Annotated in this window: 27 protein-coding genes; all 27 read left to right on the top strand. The window is 54.8% G+C overall.

Annotated features, from left to right (window positions below):
* Positions 1-160: 160 nt before the first annotated feature.
* The 27 genes from rpsL (at position 161) to rpmJ (ending at position 15,333) form a co-directional block, all read left to right on the top strand.
* The gene (gene rpsL, locus KW840_RS27855) at positions 161-532 is read left to right on the top strand and encodes a 30S ribosomal protein S12 (RefSeq protein ID WP_003186084.1); all 372 of its coding nucleotides are present in this window, start codon (positions 161-163) and stop codon (positions 530-532) included.
* Between the two features lie 108 nt (positions 533-640).
* On the top strand, positions 641-1,114 hold the full coding sequence (gene rpsG, locus KW840_RS27860; RefSeq protein ID WP_007994653.1) for a 30S ribosomal protein S7: 474 nt from the start codon (positions 641-643) through the stop codon (positions 1,112-1,114).
* Between the two features lie 30 nt (positions 1,115-1,144).
* Positions 1,145-3,250, top strand: coding sequence for an elongation factor G (gene fusA, locus KW840_RS27865; RefSeq protein WP_057713099.1), 2,106 nt, complete (start codon positions 1,145-1,147; stop codon positions 3,248-3,250).
* 30 nt (positions 3,251-3,280) lie between these two features.
* The gene (gene tuf / locus KW840_RS27870; protein WP_008053875.1) at positions 3,281-4,474 is read left to right on the top strand and encodes an elongation factor Tu; all 1,194 of its coding nucleotides are present in this window, start codon (positions 3,281-3,283) and stop codon (positions 4,472-4,474) included.
* A gap of 157 nt (positions 4,475-4,631) precedes the next feature.
* A complete protein-coding gene (rpsJ, locus tag KW840_RS27875; RefSeq protein WP_003186070.1) occupies positions 4,632-4,943 on the top strand; it encodes a 30S ribosomal protein S10 in 312 nt (103 codons plus the stop codon).
* Positions 4,944-5,023: 80 nt separating this feature from the next.
* Positions 5,024-5,659 carry a 50S ribosomal protein L3 gene (gene rplC / locus KW840_RS27880; RefSeq protein ID WP_007955641.1) on the top strand — a complete coding sequence of 212 codons (636 nt, stop codon included), beginning with the start codon at positions 5,024-5,026 and terminating at the stop codon, positions 5,657-5,659.
* Positions 5,660-5,671: 12 nt separating this feature from the next.
* The gene (gene rplD / locus KW840_RS27885) at positions 5,672-6,274 is read left to right on the top strand and encodes a 50S ribosomal protein L4 (RefSeq protein WP_003228735.1); all 603 of its coding nucleotides are present in this window, start codon (positions 5,672-5,674) and stop codon (positions 6,272-6,274) included.
* Complete coding sequence (gene rplW / locus KW840_RS27890; RefSeq protein WP_002555488.1) at positions 6,271-6,570, top strand: 50S ribosomal protein L23; 300 nt, start codon at positions 6,271-6,273, stop codon at positions 6,568-6,570. The genes rplD and rplW overlap by 4 nt, the downstream gene beginning before the upstream one ends.
* Before the next feature lie 14 nt (positions 6,571-6,584).
* Entirely contained in the window at positions 6,585-7,409 is an 825-nt protein-coding gene (gene rplB / locus KW840_RS27895; protein ID WP_008018194.1) for a 50S ribosomal protein L2, read from the top strand.
* A 16-nt stretch (positions 7,410-7,425) separates the two neighbouring features.
* The gene (gene rpsS, locus KW840_RS27900; protein ID WP_002555486.1) at positions 7,426-7,701 is read left to right on the top strand and encodes a 30S ribosomal protein S19; all 276 of its coding nucleotides are present in this window, start codon (positions 7,426-7,428) and stop codon (positions 7,699-7,701) included.
* Between the two features lie 11 nt (positions 7,702-7,712).
* On the top strand, positions 7,713-8,045 hold the full coding sequence (gene rplV / locus KW840_RS27905) for a 50S ribosomal protein L22 (RefSeq protein ID WP_003103908.1): 333 nt from the start codon (positions 7,713-7,715) through the stop codon (positions 8,043-8,045).
* Positions 8,046-8,058: 13 nt separating this feature from the next.
* Positions 8,059-8,745 (top strand): 30S ribosomal protein S3, encoded by a 687-nt coding sequence (gene rpsC, locus KW840_RS27910; RefSeq protein WP_007970424.1) that lies wholly within the window; start codon positions 8,059-8,061, stop codon positions 8,743-8,745.
* A gap of 12 nt (positions 8,746-8,757) precedes the next feature.
* A complete protein-coding gene (rplP, locus tag KW840_RS27915) occupies positions 8,758-9,171 on the top strand; it encodes a 50S ribosomal protein L16 (protein WP_003228729.1) in 414 nt (137 codons plus the stop codon).
* Entirely contained in the window at positions 9,171-9,362 is a 192-nt protein-coding gene (gene rpmC, locus KW840_RS27920; RefSeq protein ID WP_002555481.1) for a 50S ribosomal protein L29, read from the top strand. Before rplP ends, rpmC begins: the two co-directional genes overlap by 1 nt.
* A 2-nt stretch (positions 9,363-9,364) precedes the next feature.
* The gene (rpsQ, locus tag KW840_RS27925) at positions 9,365-9,631 is read left to right on the top strand and encodes a 30S ribosomal protein S17 (RefSeq protein ID WP_003176419.1); all 267 of its coding nucleotides are present in this window, start codon (positions 9,365-9,367) and stop codon (positions 9,629-9,631) included.
* A gap of 23 nt (positions 9,632-9,654) precedes the next feature.
* Positions 9,655-10,023, top strand: coding sequence for a 50S ribosomal protein L14 (rplN, locus tag KW840_RS27930; RefSeq protein ID WP_002555479.1), 369 nt, complete (start codon positions 9,655-9,657; stop codon positions 10,021-10,023).
* A gap of 11 nt (positions 10,024-10,034) precedes the next feature.
* On the top strand, positions 10,035-10,349 hold the full coding sequence (gene rplX, locus KW840_RS27935; RefSeq protein ID WP_003176416.1) for a 50S ribosomal protein L24: 315 nt from the start codon (positions 10,035-10,037) through the stop codon (positions 10,347-10,349).
* A 22-nt stretch (positions 10,350-10,371) separates the two neighbouring features.
* Positions 10,372-10,911 carry a 50S ribosomal protein L5 gene (gene rplE, locus KW840_RS27940; RefSeq protein WP_003210069.1) on the top strand — a complete coding sequence of 180 codons (540 nt, stop codon included), beginning with the start codon at positions 10,372-10,374 and terminating at the stop codon, positions 10,909-10,911.
* A gap of 13 nt (positions 10,912-10,924) precedes the next feature.
* Complete coding sequence (gene rpsN, locus KW840_RS27945; protein ID WP_003176414.1) at positions 10,925-11,230, top strand: 30S ribosomal protein S14; 306 nt, start codon at positions 10,925-10,927, stop codon at positions 11,228-11,230.
* Between the two features lie 209 nt (positions 11,231-11,439).
* A complete protein-coding gene (gene rpsH / locus KW840_RS27950) occupies positions 11,440-11,832 on the top strand; it encodes a 30S ribosomal protein S8 (RefSeq protein WP_003186040.1) in 393 nt (130 codons plus the stop codon).
* A gap of 12 nt (positions 11,833-11,844) precedes the next feature.
* On the top strand, positions 11,845-12,378 hold the full coding sequence (gene rplF, locus KW840_RS27955) for a 50S ribosomal protein L6 (RefSeq protein WP_003176412.1): 534 nt from the start codon (positions 11,845-11,847) through the stop codon (positions 12,376-12,378).
* 10 nt (positions 12,379-12,388) lie between these two features.
* The gene (gene rplR / locus KW840_RS27960; RefSeq protein ID WP_003186037.1) at positions 12,389-12,739 is read left to right on the top strand and encodes a 50S ribosomal protein L18; all 351 of its coding nucleotides are present in this window, start codon (positions 12,389-12,391) and stop codon (positions 12,737-12,739) included.
* Between the two features lie 3 nt (positions 12,740-12,742).
* On the top strand, positions 12,743-13,243 hold the full coding sequence (gene rpsE, locus KW840_RS27965) for a 30S ribosomal protein S5 (protein ID WP_003186035.1): 501 nt from the start codon (positions 12,743-12,745) through the stop codon (positions 13,241-13,243).
* A 2-nt stretch (positions 13,244-13,245) separates the two neighbouring features.
* The gene (gene rpmD, locus KW840_RS27970) at positions 13,246-13,422 is read left to right on the top strand and encodes a 50S ribosomal protein L30 (protein ID WP_003176408.1); all 177 of its coding nucleotides are present in this window, start codon (positions 13,246-13,248) and stop codon (positions 13,420-13,422) included.
* Positions 13,423-13,425: 3 nt separating this feature from the next.
* A complete protein-coding gene (rplO, locus tag KW840_RS27975; protein ID WP_003228720.1) occupies positions 13,426-13,863 on the top strand; it encodes a 50S ribosomal protein L15 in 438 nt (145 codons plus the stop codon).
* Positions 13,864-15,192, top strand: coding sequence for a preprotein translocase subunit SecY (gene secY, locus KW840_RS27980; RefSeq protein WP_003210064.1), 1,329 nt, complete (start codon positions 13,864-13,866; stop codon positions 15,190-15,192).
* 24 nt (positions 15,193-15,216) lie between these two features.
* A complete protein-coding gene (gene rpmJ / locus KW840_RS27985; RefSeq protein WP_002555468.1) occupies positions 15,217-15,333 on the top strand; it encodes a 50S ribosomal protein L36 in 117 nt (38 codons plus the stop codon).
* The last annotated feature ends 80 nt before the right edge of the window (positions 15,334-15,413 follow it).

The following is a 15,413-nucleotide window of genomic DNA, read 5'->3' on the forward strand; positions in this document are numbered from 1 at the left end:
ATTGTCGAGATTGGATGAGCGGGGAGGGCGGGGCCTTGCCTTGACTGGGGACAAGATCCTCTTTAGACTCTTGTACCCCTAAATTTGGCGGGAACTCGTTCCTGCCATTTTGCTTTTCTTGCAAGACAATAGCGTCGCAAGACAACAGTGGAGCTAGTAGATGGCAACTATCAACCAGCTGGTACGTCAGCCGCGTAAGCGTATCGTCGAGAAATCCGACGTGCCTGCGCTGCAGAACTGCCCGCAACGCCGTGGCGTGTGCACCCGTGTGTACACCACCACGCCGAAAAAACCTAACTCGGCACTGCGTAAAGTATGCCGTGTGCGCCTGACCAACGGTTTCGAGGTTTCCTCGTACATCGGCGGTGAAGGCCACAACCTGCAAGAGCACAGCGTGGTACTGATCCGCGGCGGTCGTGTAAAAGACTTGCCAGGTGTTCGTTACCACACCGTTCGCGGTTCGTTGGATACTTCCGGTGTTAAAGGTCGTAACCAGGGTCGTTCGAAGTACGGTACCAAGCGTCCGAAGTAATCGGCCGTTTTGCAGTTTTTCATTTTATTGAGTCGATAAGAGTAAGGTCGGGCACGCATCCATAGGAGCTGTCCCGGGCTAACCTGAAGACCGTTTGAGGGCTTATCAATGCCAAGACGTCGCGTAGCAGCCAAGCGTGAGATTCTGGACGATCCGAAATACGGAAGCCAAATCCTCGCCAAATTCATGAACCACGTAATGGAAAGCGGCAAGAAAGCCGTTGCCGAGCGTATCGTTTATGGTGCCCTGGATACCGTGAAGGCTCGTAAGGCCGGCACCGATCCCCTGGAACTCTTCGAAAAAGCACTCGACGCCATCGCTCCGCTGGTCGAAGTGAAGTCGCGCCGCGTTGGTGGTGCTACTTACCAGGTTCCGGTCGAGGTTCGTCCTTCCCGTCGTAACGCTCTGGCAATGCGCTGGTTGGTAGACTACGCCCGCAAGCGCGGCGAGAAGTCTATGGCTCTGCGTTTGGCTGGCGAACTGTTGGACGCTGCCGAAGGTAAAGGTGCTGCAGTTAAGAAGCGTGAAGACGTTCACCGTATGGCTGAAGCCAACAAGGCTTTCTCGCACTACCGCTTCTAATTTTAGCGTCACTAATTTTGCGAGGGCTTTATGGCTCGTACAACACCGATTAATCGCTACCGTAACATTGGTATCGTTGCACACGTGGATGCTGGTAAAACCACCACCACTGAGCGCGTCCTTTTTTACACTGGCAAAAGTCACAAAATGGGCGAGGTGCATGACGGCGCCGCGACCACAGACTGGATGGTGCAGGAGCAGGAGCGTGGTATTACCATTACTTCTGCTGCCATTACCGCCTTCTGGCAGGGTTCTGCCAAGCAGCACAAAGACCAGTACCGTTTCAACGTCATCGATACCCCGGGCCACGTAGACTTCACCATTGAAGTTGAACGTTCCCTGCGTGTACTCGACGGCGCGGTCGTTGTGTTCTGCGGTACTTCCGGCGTTGAGCCTCAGTCCGAAACCGTATGGCGTCAAGCCAACAAGTACGGTGTTCCACGTATCGTTTACGTGAACAAGATGGACCGTGCCGGTGCGAACTTCCTGCGCGTGATCGCTCAGATCAAGCAGCGTCTGGGTCACACTCCGGTGCCTATCCAGCTGGCTATCGGTTCCGAAGACAACTTCCAGGGTCAGATCGATCTGATGACCATGGAAGCCGTTTACTGGAACGATGCCGACAAGGGTATGACCCCGCGTCGTGAAGCCATCCCTGCTGAATTGCAGGAACTGGCTGAAGAGTGGCGCAACAACATGGTTGAGGCTGCGGCCGAAGCCAGCGAAGAACTGATGAACAAGTACCTTGAAGGTGAAGAGCTCACCGTCGAGGAAATCAAGGGTGCTCTGCGTCAGCGTACTATCGCTGGTGAGATCGTTCTGGCTGTTTGCGGTTCTTCCTTCAAGAACAAGGGTGTTCCCCTGGTTCTCGACGCCGTTATCGACTACCTGCCGGCTCCAACCGACATTCCTGCCATCAAGGGTACTGACCCGGATGACGAGGAAAAGCAGATGGAGCGTCATGCAGACGACAACGAGCCGTTCTCGGCTCTGGCGTTCAAGATCGCTACCGACCCATTCGTGGGTACCTTGACTTTCGTCCGTGTTTACTCGGGCGTGTTGGCCTCCGGCGACGGCGTGATCAACTCGGTCAAAGGCAAGAAAGAGCGCGTGGGTCGTATGGTGCAAATGCACGCAAACGCCCGTGAAGAGATCAAGGAAGTACGCGCTGGTGACATCGCGGCCCTGATCGGCATGAAGGACGTCACCACTGGTGAAACCTTGTGCAACGCTGACAAGCCAATCATCCTGGTTCGCATGGACTTCCCGGAGCCGGTTATTTCGGTTGCCGTAGAGCCTAAGACCAAGGATGACCAGGAAAAAATGGGTATCGCTCTGGGCAAACTTGCTCAGGAAGACCCGTCTTTCCGCGTCAAGACTGATGAAGAGACTGGTCAAACGATCATCTCTGGCATGGGCGAGTTGCACCTGGACATCCTGGTTGACCGGATGCGCCGTGAGTTCAACGTCGAAGCCAACATCGGTAAGCCTCAGGTTTCGTATCGTGAGCGCATCACGAAGAATTGCGAAATCGAAGGCAAGTTCGTTCGTCAGTCCGGCGGTCGTGGCCAGTTCGGCCATTGCTGGATCCGTTTTGCTCCTGCTGACGAAGGTCAGGAAGGTCTGCAATTCGTGAACGAAGTAGTGGGTGGTGTGGTTCCTAAGGAATACATCCCGGCTATCCAGAAGGGTATCGAAGAGCAGATGAAGAACGGCGTAGTTGCCGGCTATCCGCTGATCGGCCTGAAGGCTACCGTGTTTGATGGTTCTTACCACGACGTCGACTCGAACGAGATGGCGTTTAAGGTGGCTGCTTCCATGGCGACCAAGCAACTGGCCCAGAAGGGCGGTGGTGAGTTGCTCGAGCCGATCATGGCGGTAGAGGTTGTTACGCCTGAAGACTATATGGGTGACGTGATGGGCGACCTTAACCGTCGTCGCGGCATGATTCTGGGTATGGAAGACACGGTCTCCGGTAAGGTGATCCGTGCTGAAGTTCCGTTGGGCGAGATGTTCGGTTATGCGACCGACGTTCGTTCGATGTCCCAGGGTCGCGCAAGCTACTCTATGGAATTCAAAAAATACAATACAGCTCCGTCGCACATCGTCGAAACTGTAACCAAAAAACAAGGCTGATTCAGTCCTTTAGGCAAGGAGTTAATTGTCGTGGCTAAAGAAAAATTTGATCGTTCCCTACCGCACGTCAACGTTGGCACCATCGGTCACGTTGACCACGGTAAAACCACTCTGACCGCAGCTCTGACTCGCGTTTGCTCCGAAGTTTTCGGTTCCGCAATCGTTGATTTCGATAAAATCGACAGCGCGCCAGAAGAAAAAGCTCGTGGTATCACCATCAACACCGCGCACGTCGAGTACAACTCGAAGATCCGTCACTACGCTCACGTTGACTGCCCAGGTCACGCTGACTATGTGAAGAACATGATCACCGGTGCTGCCCAGATGGACGGCGCGATCCTGGTTTGCTCGGCCGCTGATGGTCCGATGCCACAAACCCGTGAGCACATCCTGCTGTCCCGTCAGGTAGGCGTTCCGTACATCGTGGTTTTCCTGAACAAGGCTGACCTGGTAGACGACGCTGAGCTGCTGGAACTGGTCGAGATGGAAGTTCGCGACCTGCTGTCCACCTACGACTTCCCGGGCGATGACACTCCAATCATCATCGGTTCGGCTCGTATGGCGCTGGAAGGCAAAGACGACAACGAAATGGGCACCACTGCCGTTCGTAAACTGGTTGAAACCCTGGACAGCTACATCCCAGAACCAGAGCGTGCTATCGACAAGCCATTCCTGATGCCAATCGAAGACGTATTCTCGATCTCGGGTCGTGGTACTGTTGTGACTGGTCGTATCGAGCGCGGTATCGTTCGCGTTCAAGATGCACTGGAAATCGTTGGTCTGCGTGACACCACCACCACCACCTGCACCGGTGTTGAAATGTTCCGCAAGCTGCTCGACGAAGGTCGTGCTGGCGAGAACTGCGGCGTTCTGCTGCGTGGTACCAAGCGTGACGACGTTGAGCGTGGCCAGGTTCTGGTTAAGCCAGGTTCGGTTAAGCCGCACACCAAGTTCACCGCAGAAGTTTACGTTCTGAGCAAGGAAGAAGGCGGTCGTCACACTCCGTTCTTCAAAGGCTACCGTCCACAGTTCTACTTCCGTACTACTGACGTGACTGGTAACTGCCAGCTGCCAGAAGGCGTTGAAATGGTAATGCCAGGTGACAACATCCAGATGGAAGTTACCCTGATCAAGACCATCGCAATGGAAGACGGCCTGCGTTTCGCTATCCGTGAAGGCGGTCGTACCGTCGGCGCTGGCGTCGTAGCCAAAATCATCGAGTAAGCATCTCTTTTGAGATAGCTTCGATGCTTTGAAAGGCCCCCGCTCAGCGGGGGCTTTTTTATTGGGTTGACACCCATCTGGGGCGTCTATAGAATTGCGCCTCCTTTTAACGGGCGTATTGCGCCCGGTGGGAATAGCAGCCGGAGTCTGAAATCCAATGCAAAATCAGCAAATCCGTATCAGGTTGAAGGCTTTCGACCATCGCCTGATCGACCAATCAACCCAGGAAATCGTGGAAACCGCGAAACGTACTGGTGCTCAAGTGCGTGGTCCAATTCCACTGCCTACCCGTAAAGAGCGGTTCACCGTTCTGGTCTCCCCGCACGTCAACAAAGACGCGCGTGACCAGTACGAGATCCGTACTCATAAGCGTGTTCTGGACATCGTCCAGCCAACGGATAAAACCGTTGATGCTCTTATGAAGCTTGATCTTGCGGCCGGTGTGGAAGTGCAGATCAGCCTCGGCTAAGACTCGGTCTTAGTCGTGTAACGCTCTGAAATGGGCGGCCATAGCGGGTGAAAGCCCCGTACACTCATGAGGTTTACAACATGACTATTGGTGTAGTCGGTCGTAAAGCGGGTATGACCCGTATTTTCACCGAAGAAGGTGTCTCCATTCCGGTCACGGTCATTGAGATCGAACCGAATCGCGTCACCCAGTTCAAAACTGAAGAGACCGATGGCTATCGTGCAGTGCAAGTCACTGTCGGCGAGCGTCGTGCTTCGCGTGTAACAGCAGCTCAGGCTGGCCACTTCGCTAAAGCGAACGTTGCCGCTGGTCGTACCGTAATGGAATTCCGCCTTGAAGAAGGCGAGTACCAGGCCGGCGATCTGATCAACGCTGAAATCTTCGCCGCTGGTCAACTGGTTGATGTAACCGGTCAGTCCAAGGGTAAAGGCTTCCAGGGTACGATCAAGCGTTGGAATTTCCGCGGGCAAGATAACACCCACGGTAACTCCGTATCCCACCGCGTTCCAGGCTCTATCGGCCAGTGCCAGACTCCTGGTCGTGTATTCAAGGGCAAAAAAATGTCCGGTCATATGGGCGCTGAGCGCGTGACCGTGCAGTCCCTCGAAGTAGTGCGCGTGGACGCTGAACGCAATCTGTTGTTGGTCAAGGGCGCTGTTCCTGGCGCTACTGGCGGCAACTTGGTTGTACGTCCAGCAGCCAAGGCTCGCGGTTAAGGGGAAGCTGACATGCAATTAAATGTAAATGACGCTCAAGCGATCGAAGTTTCCGAACTGACATTTGGCGGCGAATTCAACGAGACGCTGGTTCACCAAGCAGTCGTAGCCTACATGGCTGGCGGTCGTCAGGGTTCCAAGCAGCAAAAGACCCGTTCCGACGTTCGTGGTGGCGGTAAGCGCCCATGGCGTCAGAAAGGTACTGGCCGTGCTCGTGCCGGTACTATCCGTAGCCCAATCTGGCGTGGCGGCGGTACCACTTTCGCAGCTCGTCCTCAGGATCACTCCCAGAAGCTGAACAAGAAGATGTACCGCGCAGCAATGCGTTCCATCCTTGCTGAGCTGGTGCGTACTGATCGTCTGGTCGTGGTTCAGGATTTCGCCGTTGAAACGCCGAAAACCAAAGACCTGCTGGGCAAACTGAACAACATGAGCCTGACCGACGTTCTGATCGTGTCCGACGCTGTTGATCAGAACCTGTACCTGGCTGCTCGTAACCTGCCACACGTAGATGTACGTGACGTGCAAGGTTCCGATCCAGTTAGTCTGATCGCATACGACAAGGTGTTGATCACCGTGTCGGCCGTGAAGAAATTCGAGGAGCTGCTGGGATGAACCAGGAACGCGTATTTAAAGTTCTGCTTGGCCCGCACGTTTCCGAGAAGGCTACGGTTCTGGCAGACAAGAAAGGCCAGTTCGTTTTCAAGGTTGCTACCGACGCAACCAAGCTGGAAATCAAGAAGGCCGTCGAAAGCCTGTTCAGCGTGAAAGTAGAGCGTGTTACTACCCTGAATGTTCTGGGTAAGAGCAAGCGCACTGCTCGCGGTCTGGGCAAGCGTAATGACTGGAAGAAGGCAGTTATCTCCCTTCAGCCAGGCCAAGATCTCGATTTCAGCAGCAGTGCTGAGTAAGGAAGGGGTGCATCATGGCAATCGTTAAATGCAAACCGACTTCCCCTGGCCGCCGTTTTGTGGTCAAGGTGGTCAACCAGGAGCTGCATAAAGGCGCTCCTCACGCACCGCTGCTCGAGAAGAAATCGAAGACTGGTGGTCGTAACAACAATGGCCGTATTACCACTCGTCACATCGGTGGTGGTCATAAGCAGCATTACCGTATGGTCGATTTCCGTCGCAACGACAAAGATGGCATCGTCGCCACTGTCGAGCGTATCGAATACGATCCAAACCGTACTGCTCACATCGCACTGCTCTGCTATGCAGACGGCGAGCGCCGCTACATCATCGCCCCTAAAGGCGTGAGTGCTGGCGACACGCTGATCGCAGGCGCTCTGGCTCCAATCAAGCCAGGTAACGCTCTGCAACTGCGCAACATTCCAGTCGGTTCTACCGTACACGGCATCGAACTGAAGCCAGGTAAAGGCGCACAGATCGCTCGTTCCGCTGGTGCTTCGGCTCAGCTGATCGCTCGTGAAGGCGTGTACGTTACCCTGCGTCTGCGTTCCGGTGAAATGCGTAAAGTCCTGGCTGAATGCCGTGCGACCCTGGGCGAAGTCTCGAACTCCGAGCACAGCCTGCGTTCGCTGGGTAAAGCTGGTGCCAAACGCTGGCGTGGCGTTCGCCCAACCGTTCGTGGTGTTGCCATGAACCCGGTTGACCACCCACATGGTGGTGGTGAAGGTCGTACCTCTGGTGGTCGTCATCCGGTATCGCCATGGGGCTTCCCGACTAAGGGCGCGAAGACTCGTGGTAATAAGCGTACCGACAAAATGATCGTCCGTCGTCGCAAGTAAATAGAGGGATACGACAGTGCCACGTTCTCTGAAAAAAGGTCCTTTTATCGATCTTCACCTACTGAAGAAGATCGAAGTGGCGGCGGAAAAGAACGATCGCAAACCGGTGAAAACCTGGTCGCGTCGTTCGATGATCCTGCCACAAATGGTCGGTCTGACCATCGCAGTACACAACGGTCGTCAGCACGTCCCAGTTCTCGTGAACGAAGACATGGTCGGCCACAAACTGGGCGAGTTCGCCGGTACCCGCACTTATCGCGGGCACGTGGCTGACAAGAAAGCCAAGCGCTAAGGGGTTAGGAAATGGAAGTAGCCGCTAAGTTGTCGGGCGCTCGAATCTCCGCCCAGAAAGCCCGCTTGGTCGCCGACCAGATCCGCGGGAAGAAGGTGGGCGAAGCGCTCAACCTGTTGGCTTTCAGCAGTAAGAAAGCCGCCGAGATCATGAAGAAAGTGCTGGAGTCGGCCGTAGCCAACGCCGAGCATAACGAAGGCGCAGACGTTGATGACCTGAAGGTCAGCACTGTTTTCGTCAACGAAGGGCGTTCGCTGAAGCGCATCATGCCACGTGCCAAAGGCCGTGCTGATCGCATCGTCAAGCGGTCTTGCCATATCACTGTCAAGGTTGCTGACAAGTAACGGAGTCGAAGAGATGGGTCAGAAAGTACATCCCATTGGCATTCGCCTGGGAATCGTCAAGGAGCACACCTCCGTCTGGTACGCAGACGGTCGGACTTATGCGGACTATTTGCTCGCAGATCTGAATGTGCGTGAGTACCTCCAAGACAAACTAAAAAGCGCGTCCGTAAGCCGTATCGATATCCATCGTCCGGCCCAAACTGCACGCATCACCATCCACACCGCTCGTCCAGGTATCGTTATCGGGAAGAAAGGTGAAGATGTTGAGAAACTGCGTCAGGACCTGACCAAGCAAATGGGTGTGCCTGTGCACATCAATATCGAAGAGATCCGCAAGCCGGAGCTCGACGGTATGCTGGTTGCGCAGAGCGTAGCTCAGCAGCTGGAGCGTCGCGTAATGTTCCGTCGCGCTATGAAGCGCGCAGTACAGAACGCCATGCGCATTGGTGCCAAAGGCATCAAAATCCAAGTGAGCGGTCGTCTCGGCGGTGCTGAAATCGCACGTACTGAATGGTATCGCGAAGGTCGTGTGCCATTGCACACCCTGCGTGCCGACATCGACTATGCCAACTACGAAGCTCACACCACTTACGGTGTGATCGGTGTAAAGGTTTGGATCTTCAAAGGCGAAGTAATTGGTGGTCGCCAAGAAGAACTGAAACCACAAGCACCAGCGCCTCGTAAAAAAGCTGCTAAGTAAGGGGTACGCCAAATGTTGCAACCAAAGCGTACGAAGTTCCGCAAGCAGATGACTGGTCACAACCGTGGCCTGGCATTGCGCGGTAGCAAAGTCAGCTTCGGCGAGTTCGCGCTGAAGTCTGTTGCTCGTGGTCGTCTCACCGCTCGTCAGATCGAGTCAGCGCGTCGTGCTCTGACCCGTCACGTAAAACGTGGCGGCAAGATCTGGATCCGTGTATTCCCGGACAAGCCGATCTCCAAAAAACCTCTCGAGGTTCGGATGGGTAAAGGTAAGGGTAACGTGGAATACTGGGTTGCCCAGATTCAGCCAGGCAAAGTCCTGTATGAAATCGAGGGTGTTTCTGAAGAGCTGGCGCGTGAGGCTTTCGCCCTGGCTGCTGCAAAGCTGCCGCTCGCCACCTCCTTTGTTAAACGGACGGTGATGTGATGAAAGCGAATGAACTTCGTGAAAAATCCGCACAGCAGCTGAACGAGCAACTGCTCGGCCTGCTGCGCGACCAGTTCAATCTGCGTATGCAGAAAGCAACTGGCCAGTTGGGGCAGTCTCATCTGCTCTCGCAAGTTAAGCGTGACATCGCTCGCGTGAAGACTGTGCTCAACCAGCAGGCAGGTAAGTAATCATGGCTGAAGCCGAAAAAACTGTCCGTACGCTGACTGGCCGTGTTGTCAGCGACAAGATGGACAAAACCATCACCGTTCTGATCGAGCGTCGCGTTAAGCACCCGATCTACGGTAAATACGTTAAGCGTTCGACTAAGCTGCACGCGCACGACGAAACCAATCAGTGCCACATCGGCGACAAAGTCACTATTCGTGAAACTCGTCCTTTGGCCAAGACCAAGTCTTGGGCGCTGGTTGATGTTCTCGAACGCGCTGTGGAAGTCTAAGGACTAGGGGTCGGAGAAATTATATGATTCAGACTCAATCCATGCTCGATGTGGCCGATAACAGCGGCGCTCGCCGCGTTATGTGCATCAAGGTGCTGGGTGGCTCCCATCGTCGTTACGCTGGTATCGGTGACATCATCAAAGTTACCGTGAAGGAAGCAATTCCTCGCGGTAAAGTGAAAAAAGGCCAAGTGATGACTGCTGTAGTAGTCCGCACTCGTCACGGCGTACGTCGTGCTGATGGCTCCATTATCCGCTTTGATGGCAACGCTGCTGTTCTGTTGAACAACAAGCAAGAGCCGATCGGCACCCGTATCTTTGGGCCAGTGACCCGTGAACTTCGTACTGAGAAGTTCATGAAGATCGTCTCGCTCGCCCCAGAAGTGCTGTAAGGAGATCCGACATGCAAAAGATTCGTCGTGACGACGAGATCATCGTGATCGCCGGCAAAGACAAAGGTAAGCGCGGTAAGGTGCTTAAGGTTCTCGCTAACAACCGTTTGGTTATTGGTGGTCTGAACCTGGTCAAGCGTCATACCAAGCCTAACCCGATGTCGGGCGTGCAGGGCGGTATCGTCGAAAAAGAAGCTCCACTGGATGCTTCTAACGTCGCCATTTTCAACGGCGAAACCAACAAGGCTGACCGCGTTGGTTTCAAAGTAGAAGACGGCAAGAAAATTCGTGTCTTCAAGTCGACCCAAAAAGCGGTTGATGCTTGAACACTGCTAGGTAGATGAGACCATGGCACGACTAAAAGAGATTTACCGGAAGGAAATTGCTCCGAAACTTAAGGAAGAACTTAAGCTTTCGAACGTGATGGAAGTTCCGCGCGTTACCAAAATCACCCTGAACATGGGTCTGGGCGAAGCGATCGGCGACAAAAAAGTCATCGAGCACGCTGTTGCTGACCTGGAAAAGATCACCGGCCAGAAAGTCGTTGTGACCTACGCTCGCAAATCCATCGCTGGCTTTAAAGTCCGTGAAGGTTGGCCGATCGGCGTCAAAGTGACCCTGCGCCGTGAGCGTATGTACGAGTTCCTGGATCGTCTGCTGTCGATCTCCCTGCCTCGGGTTCGCGACTTCCGCGGCCTGAATGCCAAGTCCTTCGATGGTCGTGGCAACTACAGCATGGGCGTGAAAGAGCAGATCATCTTCCCGGAAATCGACTACGACAAGATCGATGCTCTCCGCGGTCTGGACATCACCCTGACCACCACTGCCAAGAACGATGATGAAGGCCGCGCTCTGCTGCGTGCGTTCAAATTCCCGTTCCGCAACTGATTGGAGTAGGACCATGGCCAAGATGAGCATGAAAAACCGCGAGCTGAAACGTCAGCTCACGGTTGCCAAGTACGCCAAGAAGCGTGCAGCACTGAAAGCTATCATCGTTGATCTGAACGCAAGTCCAGAAGCGCGTTGGGAAGCTACAGTAGCCCTGCAGAAGCAGCCACGTGACGCAAGCGCTTCGCGCATGCGTAACCGCTGCCGCCTGACCGGTCGTCCACACGGCGTTTACCGCAAGTTCGGCCTCGGCCGTAACAAGCTGCGTGAAGCTGCCATGCGTGGTGACGTACCGGGTCTGGTTAAAGCCAGCTGGTAAGTACTGTCAAAGTCTCGGTGTCCAGGATCGCAAGATCCTGACCACCGGTGGCCTTGAATTTGGATCAAGCCCCTTTTGGGGCTTGATTCATTTCCGGGGTGTGTCTAGAATACCCGGCTCGCCTGAGCCCGTGTTTTTCATGCTCGGAGATTCTCGGCGACACGTAATAGCCGCAAGGCTAATTTTTTTGTATTAGGAGCGTCTAGCCCATGAGTATGCAGGACCCGTTAGCGGACATGCTAACTCGTATCCGTAATGCCCAGATGGCTGAAAAGTCCGTCGTAAGCATGCCATCTTCCACGTTGAAGGTAGCTGTTGCCAAAGTCCTGAAGGACGAAGGTTACATTGCGGGTTATCAGATCAGCAGCGAAATCAAACCACTGCTGTCCATCGAGCTGAAGTACTTCGAAGGCCGTCCGGTTATCGAAGAAGTGAAGCGCGTTAGCCGTCCAGGCCTGCGTCAGTACAAGTCCGTCGATGATCTGCCAAAAGTTCGTGGCGGTCTCGGTGTGTCTATCGTCTCCACCAACAAGGGTGTGATGACTGATCGTGCTGCGCGCGCTGCCGGTGTCGGCGGCGAAGTTCTTTGCACTGTGTTCTAAGGGGGGATAAGCATGTCTCGCGTCGCTAAGAACCCCGTTAAGCTGCCAGCCGGTGTCGAAGTAAAATTCGCAGGCCAACAGCTTTCGGTGAAGGGTGCCAAGGGCACTCTCGAACTGAACATCCACTCGTCCGTTGAGATCGTTGAAGAAGCTGGTGAGCTGCGTTTCGCTGCTCGCAATGGCGATCAACAGACTCGCGCGATGGCTGGTACCACTCGTGCGTTGGTAAACAACATGGTCCAGGGCGTAAGCCAAGGCTTCGAGCGCAAGCTCCAGCTGGTCGGTGTTGGTTACAAAGCGCAAGCAAAAGGCACAGTGCTGAACCTGGCTCTTGGCTTCTCGCACCCAGTGGATTACGAACTGCCGGAAGGCATCACCGCTGAGACTCCTAGCCAGACCGATATCCTGATCAAGGGCATCGACAAGCAGCTGGTAGGTCAAGTGGCCGCCGAGATCCGCGACTTCCGTCCACCAGAGCCGTACAAAGGCAAAGGTGTGCGCTACGCGGACGAAGTCGTCCGTCGTAAAGAAGCCAAGAAGAAGTAGGGCATAGCAAATGACCGACAAAAAAGTTACTCGACTGCGTCGCGCTCGCAAAGCACGCCTGAAAATGCACGAACTCGAAGTCGTGCGTCTCTGCGTGTTCCGCTCTTCGCAGCACATCTACGCCCAGGTCATTTCGGCCGACGGCAACAAAGTCCTGGCAAGCGCCTCGACTTTGGATAAAGAACTGCGTGATGGTGCCACCGGCAACATCGACGCGGCCACTAAGGTTGGCCAGCTGGTCGCTACGCGTGCTAAGGCCGCTGGCGTCTCGCAAGTGGCTTTCGACCGCTCTGGCTTCAAGTACCACGGCCGCGTTAAAGCGCTGGCTGATGCTGCTCGTGAAGCTGGGCTGGAGTTCTAAGTTATGTCAAATAACGACCAAAAGCGCGACGAAGGCTACATCGAGAAGCTGGTTCAAGTTAACCGCGTAGCCAAAACCGTTAAAGGCGGCCGTATCTTCACCTTCACCGCGTTGACCGTGGTTGGTGATGGTAAGGGCCGTGTTGGCTTCGGCCGTGGCAAGTCGCGTGAAGTGCCTGCTGCGATCCAGAAGGCAATGGAAGCTGCTCGCCGCAACATGATCCAGGTTGATCTGAACGGCACCACTCTGCAGTACGCAATGAAGTCCGCTCACGGCGCTTCGAAGGTGTACATGCAGCCTGCTTCTGAAGGTACCGGTATCATCGCTGGCGGCGCTATGCGTGCTGTCCTCGAAGTTGCTGGCGTTCAGAACGTTCTGGCCAAGTGCTACGGCTCGACTAACCCTGTAAACGTGGTTCACGCCACTTTCAAGGGTTTGAAAGCAATGCAGTCTCCTGAATCCATTGCCGCCAAGCGTGGCAAAAGCGTCAAGGAGATCTTCTGATCATGGCTACCGTAAAAGTAACGCTGATCAAAAGCATGACCGGCCGCATCCCTAACCACAAACTGTGCGTTAAGGGTCTGGGTCTGCGTCGCATCGGTCACACTGTAGAAGTCCAGGATACTCCCGAGAATCGCGGGATGATCAACAAGGCTTACTACATGCTGCGTGTCGAGGGTTAATCGATGAAACTCAATGATCTGAGTCCAGCGCCGGGTTCCCGTCGCGAAAAGCATCGTCCGGGCCGTGGTATCGGTAGCGGTTTGGGTAAGACTGGTGGCCGTGGTCACAAAGGTCAGACCTCCCGCTCCGGTGGCACCATTGCTCCAGGCTTTGAAGGCGGTCAACAGCCGCTGCATCGTCGCCTGCCGAAGTTCGGTTTCGTTTCCCTGAAAGCCATGGATCGCGCAGAAGTGCGTTTGTCCGAGCTGGCTAAAGTGGAAGGCGACATCGTCACCGTGCAGTCCCTGAAAGATGCCAACGTGATCAATGTCAACGTACAGCGTGTGAAAATCATGCTGTCCGGTGAAGTGACTCGCGCTGTCACTATCGGCAAGGGAATCGGCGCCACCAAGGGTGCGCGTGCGGCTATCGAAGCAGCTGGCGGCAAGTTCGAGGAATAAATGGCTAAGCAAGGTGCTCTCTCTGCGCTCGGCAAAGGCGGTATGTCTGAACTCTGGGCTCGTCTGCGTTTTCTGTTCCTGGCGATTATCGTCTACCGAATAGGCGCACACATCCCGGTTCCAGGTATCAACCCGGACCGACTCGCGGACCTGTTTCGACAGAATGAGGGGACCATTCTTAGCTTGTTCAACATGTTTTCCGGCGGCGCGCTGGAGCGGATGAGCATCTTTGCACTGGGGATCATGCCGTACATCTCGGCATCGATCATCATGCAACTGATGACCGCCGTCAGCCCGCAGCTGGAGCAGTTGAAGAAGGAAGGTGAAGCTGGCCGTCGCAAGATCAGCCAGTACACCCGCTACGGCACTGTCATCCTCGCCCTGGTTCAGGCTATCGGCATGTCCGTTGGCCTGGCGGGGCAGGGTGTTGCGTTCACTGGTGACTTTGGCTTCCATTTCGTCGCGGTATCCACGTTTGTGGCTGGTGCGATGTTCATGATGTGGCTGGGTGAGCAGATTACTGAGCGTGGTGTTGGCAACGGTATCTCGATGTTGATTTTCGCAGGTATCGTCGCCGGTCTTCCGAGAGCGATCGGGCAGTCTTTCGAGTCTGCACGTCAGGGTGATATCAACATCTTCGCCCTGGTTGCCATCGGTTTGCTGGCAGTAGCGATTATCGGTTTCGTGGTGTTCATTGAGCGTGGTCAGCGTCGTATTGCTGTTCACTACGCCAAGCGTCAGCAGGGCCGCAAGGTCTTCGCTGCGCAGACCAGCCACTTGCCGCTGAAGGTGAACATGGCCGGTGTTATTCCGGCTATTTTCGCGAGCAGCATTTTGCTGTTCCCGGCTTCGTTGGGTGCCTGGTTCGGTCAGTCTGAAGGTATGGGCTGGTTGCAGGACATCTCGCAGTCGATCGCTCCTGGTCAGCCGTTGAATATTCTGCTGTTTAGTGCAGGGATTATTTTCTTCTGCTTCTTCTATACGGCGTTGATGTTCAATCCGAAAGACGTAGCGGAAAACCTGAAGAAGTCCGGTGCCTTTATTCCGGGCATCCGTCCAGGTGAGCAGTCTGCGCGCTACATTGATGGCGTTCTGACTCGCTTGACCATGTTCGGTGCTCTTTACATGACGGCCGTCTGCCTGTTGCCCCAGTTCCTGGTGGTTGCAGCCAACGTACCGTTCTACCTTGGCGGGACCTCGTTGCTGATCGTCGTCGTGGTTGTGATGGACTTCATGTCCCAAGTACAATCGCACCTCGTTTCGCACCAGTACGAATCCCTGATGAAGAAAGCCAACCTGAAGGGTTACGGCAGCGGCATGCTGCGCTGACCCATAAGGTTCGAGGAGTTGGTGATGAAAGTTCGTGCATCGGTGAAAAAGCTGTGCCGTAACTGCAAGATTATTCGCCGCGAAGGTGTTGTTCGAGTAATTTGCAGCGCGGAACCGCGTCACAAACAGCGCCAAGGCTGAGTGTGATTGTGCTTCAAGCCCGGCAGCTAGTGCGCTGCCGGGTTGATTATTTGTTATTACAGCGATATTATCTCGCGCCC

The organism is Pseudomonas sp. PDM30 (assembly GCF_019218985.1).
Lineage (GTDB): Bacteria > Pseudomonadota > Gammaproteobacteria > Pseudomonadales > Pseudomonadaceae > Aquipseudomonas > Aquipseudomonas jessenii.

Bases quoted from the DNA above. Each gene is read 5' to 3' on its own strand.
- rplB (WP_008018194.1), top strand. From the start codon at position 6,585: ATGGCAATCGTTAAATGCAAACCGACTTCCCCTGGCCGCCGTTTTGTG.
- rpsQ (WP_003176419.1), top strand. From the start codon at position 9,365: ATGGCTGAAGCCGAAAAAACTGTCCGTACGCTGACTGGCCGTGTTGTC.
- rpsG (WP_007994653.1), top strand. From the start codon at position 641: ATGCCAAGACGTCGCGTAGCAGCCAAGCGTGAGATTCTGGACGATCCG.
- rpmJ (WP_002555468.1), top strand. From the start codon at position 15,217: ATGAAAGTTCGTGCATCGGTGAAAAAGCTGTGCCGTAACTGCAAGATT.
- rpmD (WP_003176408.1), top strand. From the start codon at position 13,246: ATGGCTACCGTAAAAGTAACGCTGATCAAAAGCATGACCGGCCGCATC.
- rplE (WP_003210069.1), top strand. From the start codon at position 10,372: ATGGCACGACTAAAAGAGATTTACCGGAAGGAAATTGCTCCGAAACTT.
- rplR (WP_003186037.1), top strand. From the start codon at position 12,389: ATGACCGACAAAAAAGTTACTCGACTGCGTCGCGCTCGCAAAGCACGC.
- rplF (WP_003176412.1), top strand. From the start codon at position 11,845: ATGTCTCGCGTCGCTAAGAACCCCGTTAAGCTGCCAGCCGGTGTCGAA.
- rpsC (WP_007970424.1), top strand. From the start codon at position 8,059: ATGGGTCAGAAAGTACATCCCATTGGCATTCGCCTGGGAATCGTCAAG.
- rplX (WP_003176416.1), top strand. From the start codon at position 10,035: ATGCAAAAGATTCGTCGTGACGACGAGATCATCGTGATCGCCGGCAAA.
- secY (WP_003210064.1), top strand. From the start codon at position 13,864: ATGGCTAAGCAAGGTGCTCTCTCTGCGCTCGGCAAAGGCGGTATGTCT.
- rplC (WP_007955641.1), top strand. From the start codon at position 5,024: ATGACTATTGGTGTAGTCGGTCGTAAAGCGGGTATGACCCGTATTTTC.
- rpsN (WP_003176414.1), top strand. From the start codon at position 10,925: ATGGCCAAGATGAGCATGAAAAACCGCGAGCTGAAACGTCAGCTCACG.
- rplW (WP_002555488.1), top strand. From the start codon at position 6,271: ATGAACCAGGAACGCGTATTTAAAGTTCTGCTTGGCCCGCACGTTTCC.
- rpsH (WP_003186040.1), top strand. From the start codon at position 11,440: ATGAGTATGCAGGACCCGTTAGCGGACATGCTAACTCGTATCCGTAAT.
- rpmC (WP_002555481.1), top strand. From the start codon at position 9,171: ATGAAAGCGAATGAACTTCGTGAAAAATCCGCACAGCAGCTGAACGAG.
- rplO (WP_003228720.1), top strand. From the start codon at position 13,426: ATGAAACTCAATGATCTGAGTCCAGCGCCGGGTTCCCGTCGCGAAAAG.
- rplP (WP_003228729.1), top strand. From the start codon at position 8,758: ATGTTGCAACCAAAGCGTACGAAGTTCCGCAAGCAGATGACTGGTCAC.
- rpsJ (WP_003186070.1), top strand. From the start codon at position 4,632: ATGCAAAATCAGCAAATCCGTATCAGGTTGAAGGCTTTCGACCATCGC.
- rpsL (WP_003186084.1), top strand. From the start codon at position 161: ATGGCAACTATCAACCAGCTGGTACGTCAGCCGCGTAAGCGTATCGTC.
- rplV (WP_003103908.1), top strand. From the start codon at position 7,713: ATGGAAGTAGCCGCTAAGTTGTCGGGCGCTCGAATCTCCGCCCAGAAA.
- rpsE (WP_003186035.1), top strand. From the start codon at position 12,743: ATGTCAAATAACGACCAAAAGCGCGACGAAGGCTACATCGAGAAGCTG.
- rplD (WP_003228735.1), top strand. From the start codon at position 5,672: ATGCAATTAAATGTAAATGACGCTCAAGCGATCGAAGTTTCCGAACTG.
- fusA (WP_057713099.1), top strand. From the start codon at position 1,145: ATGGCTCGTACAACACCGATTAATCGCTACCGTAACATTGGTATCGTT.
- rplN (WP_002555479.1), top strand. From the start codon at position 9,655: ATGATTCAGACTCAATCCATGCTCGATGTGGCCGATAACAGCGGCGCT.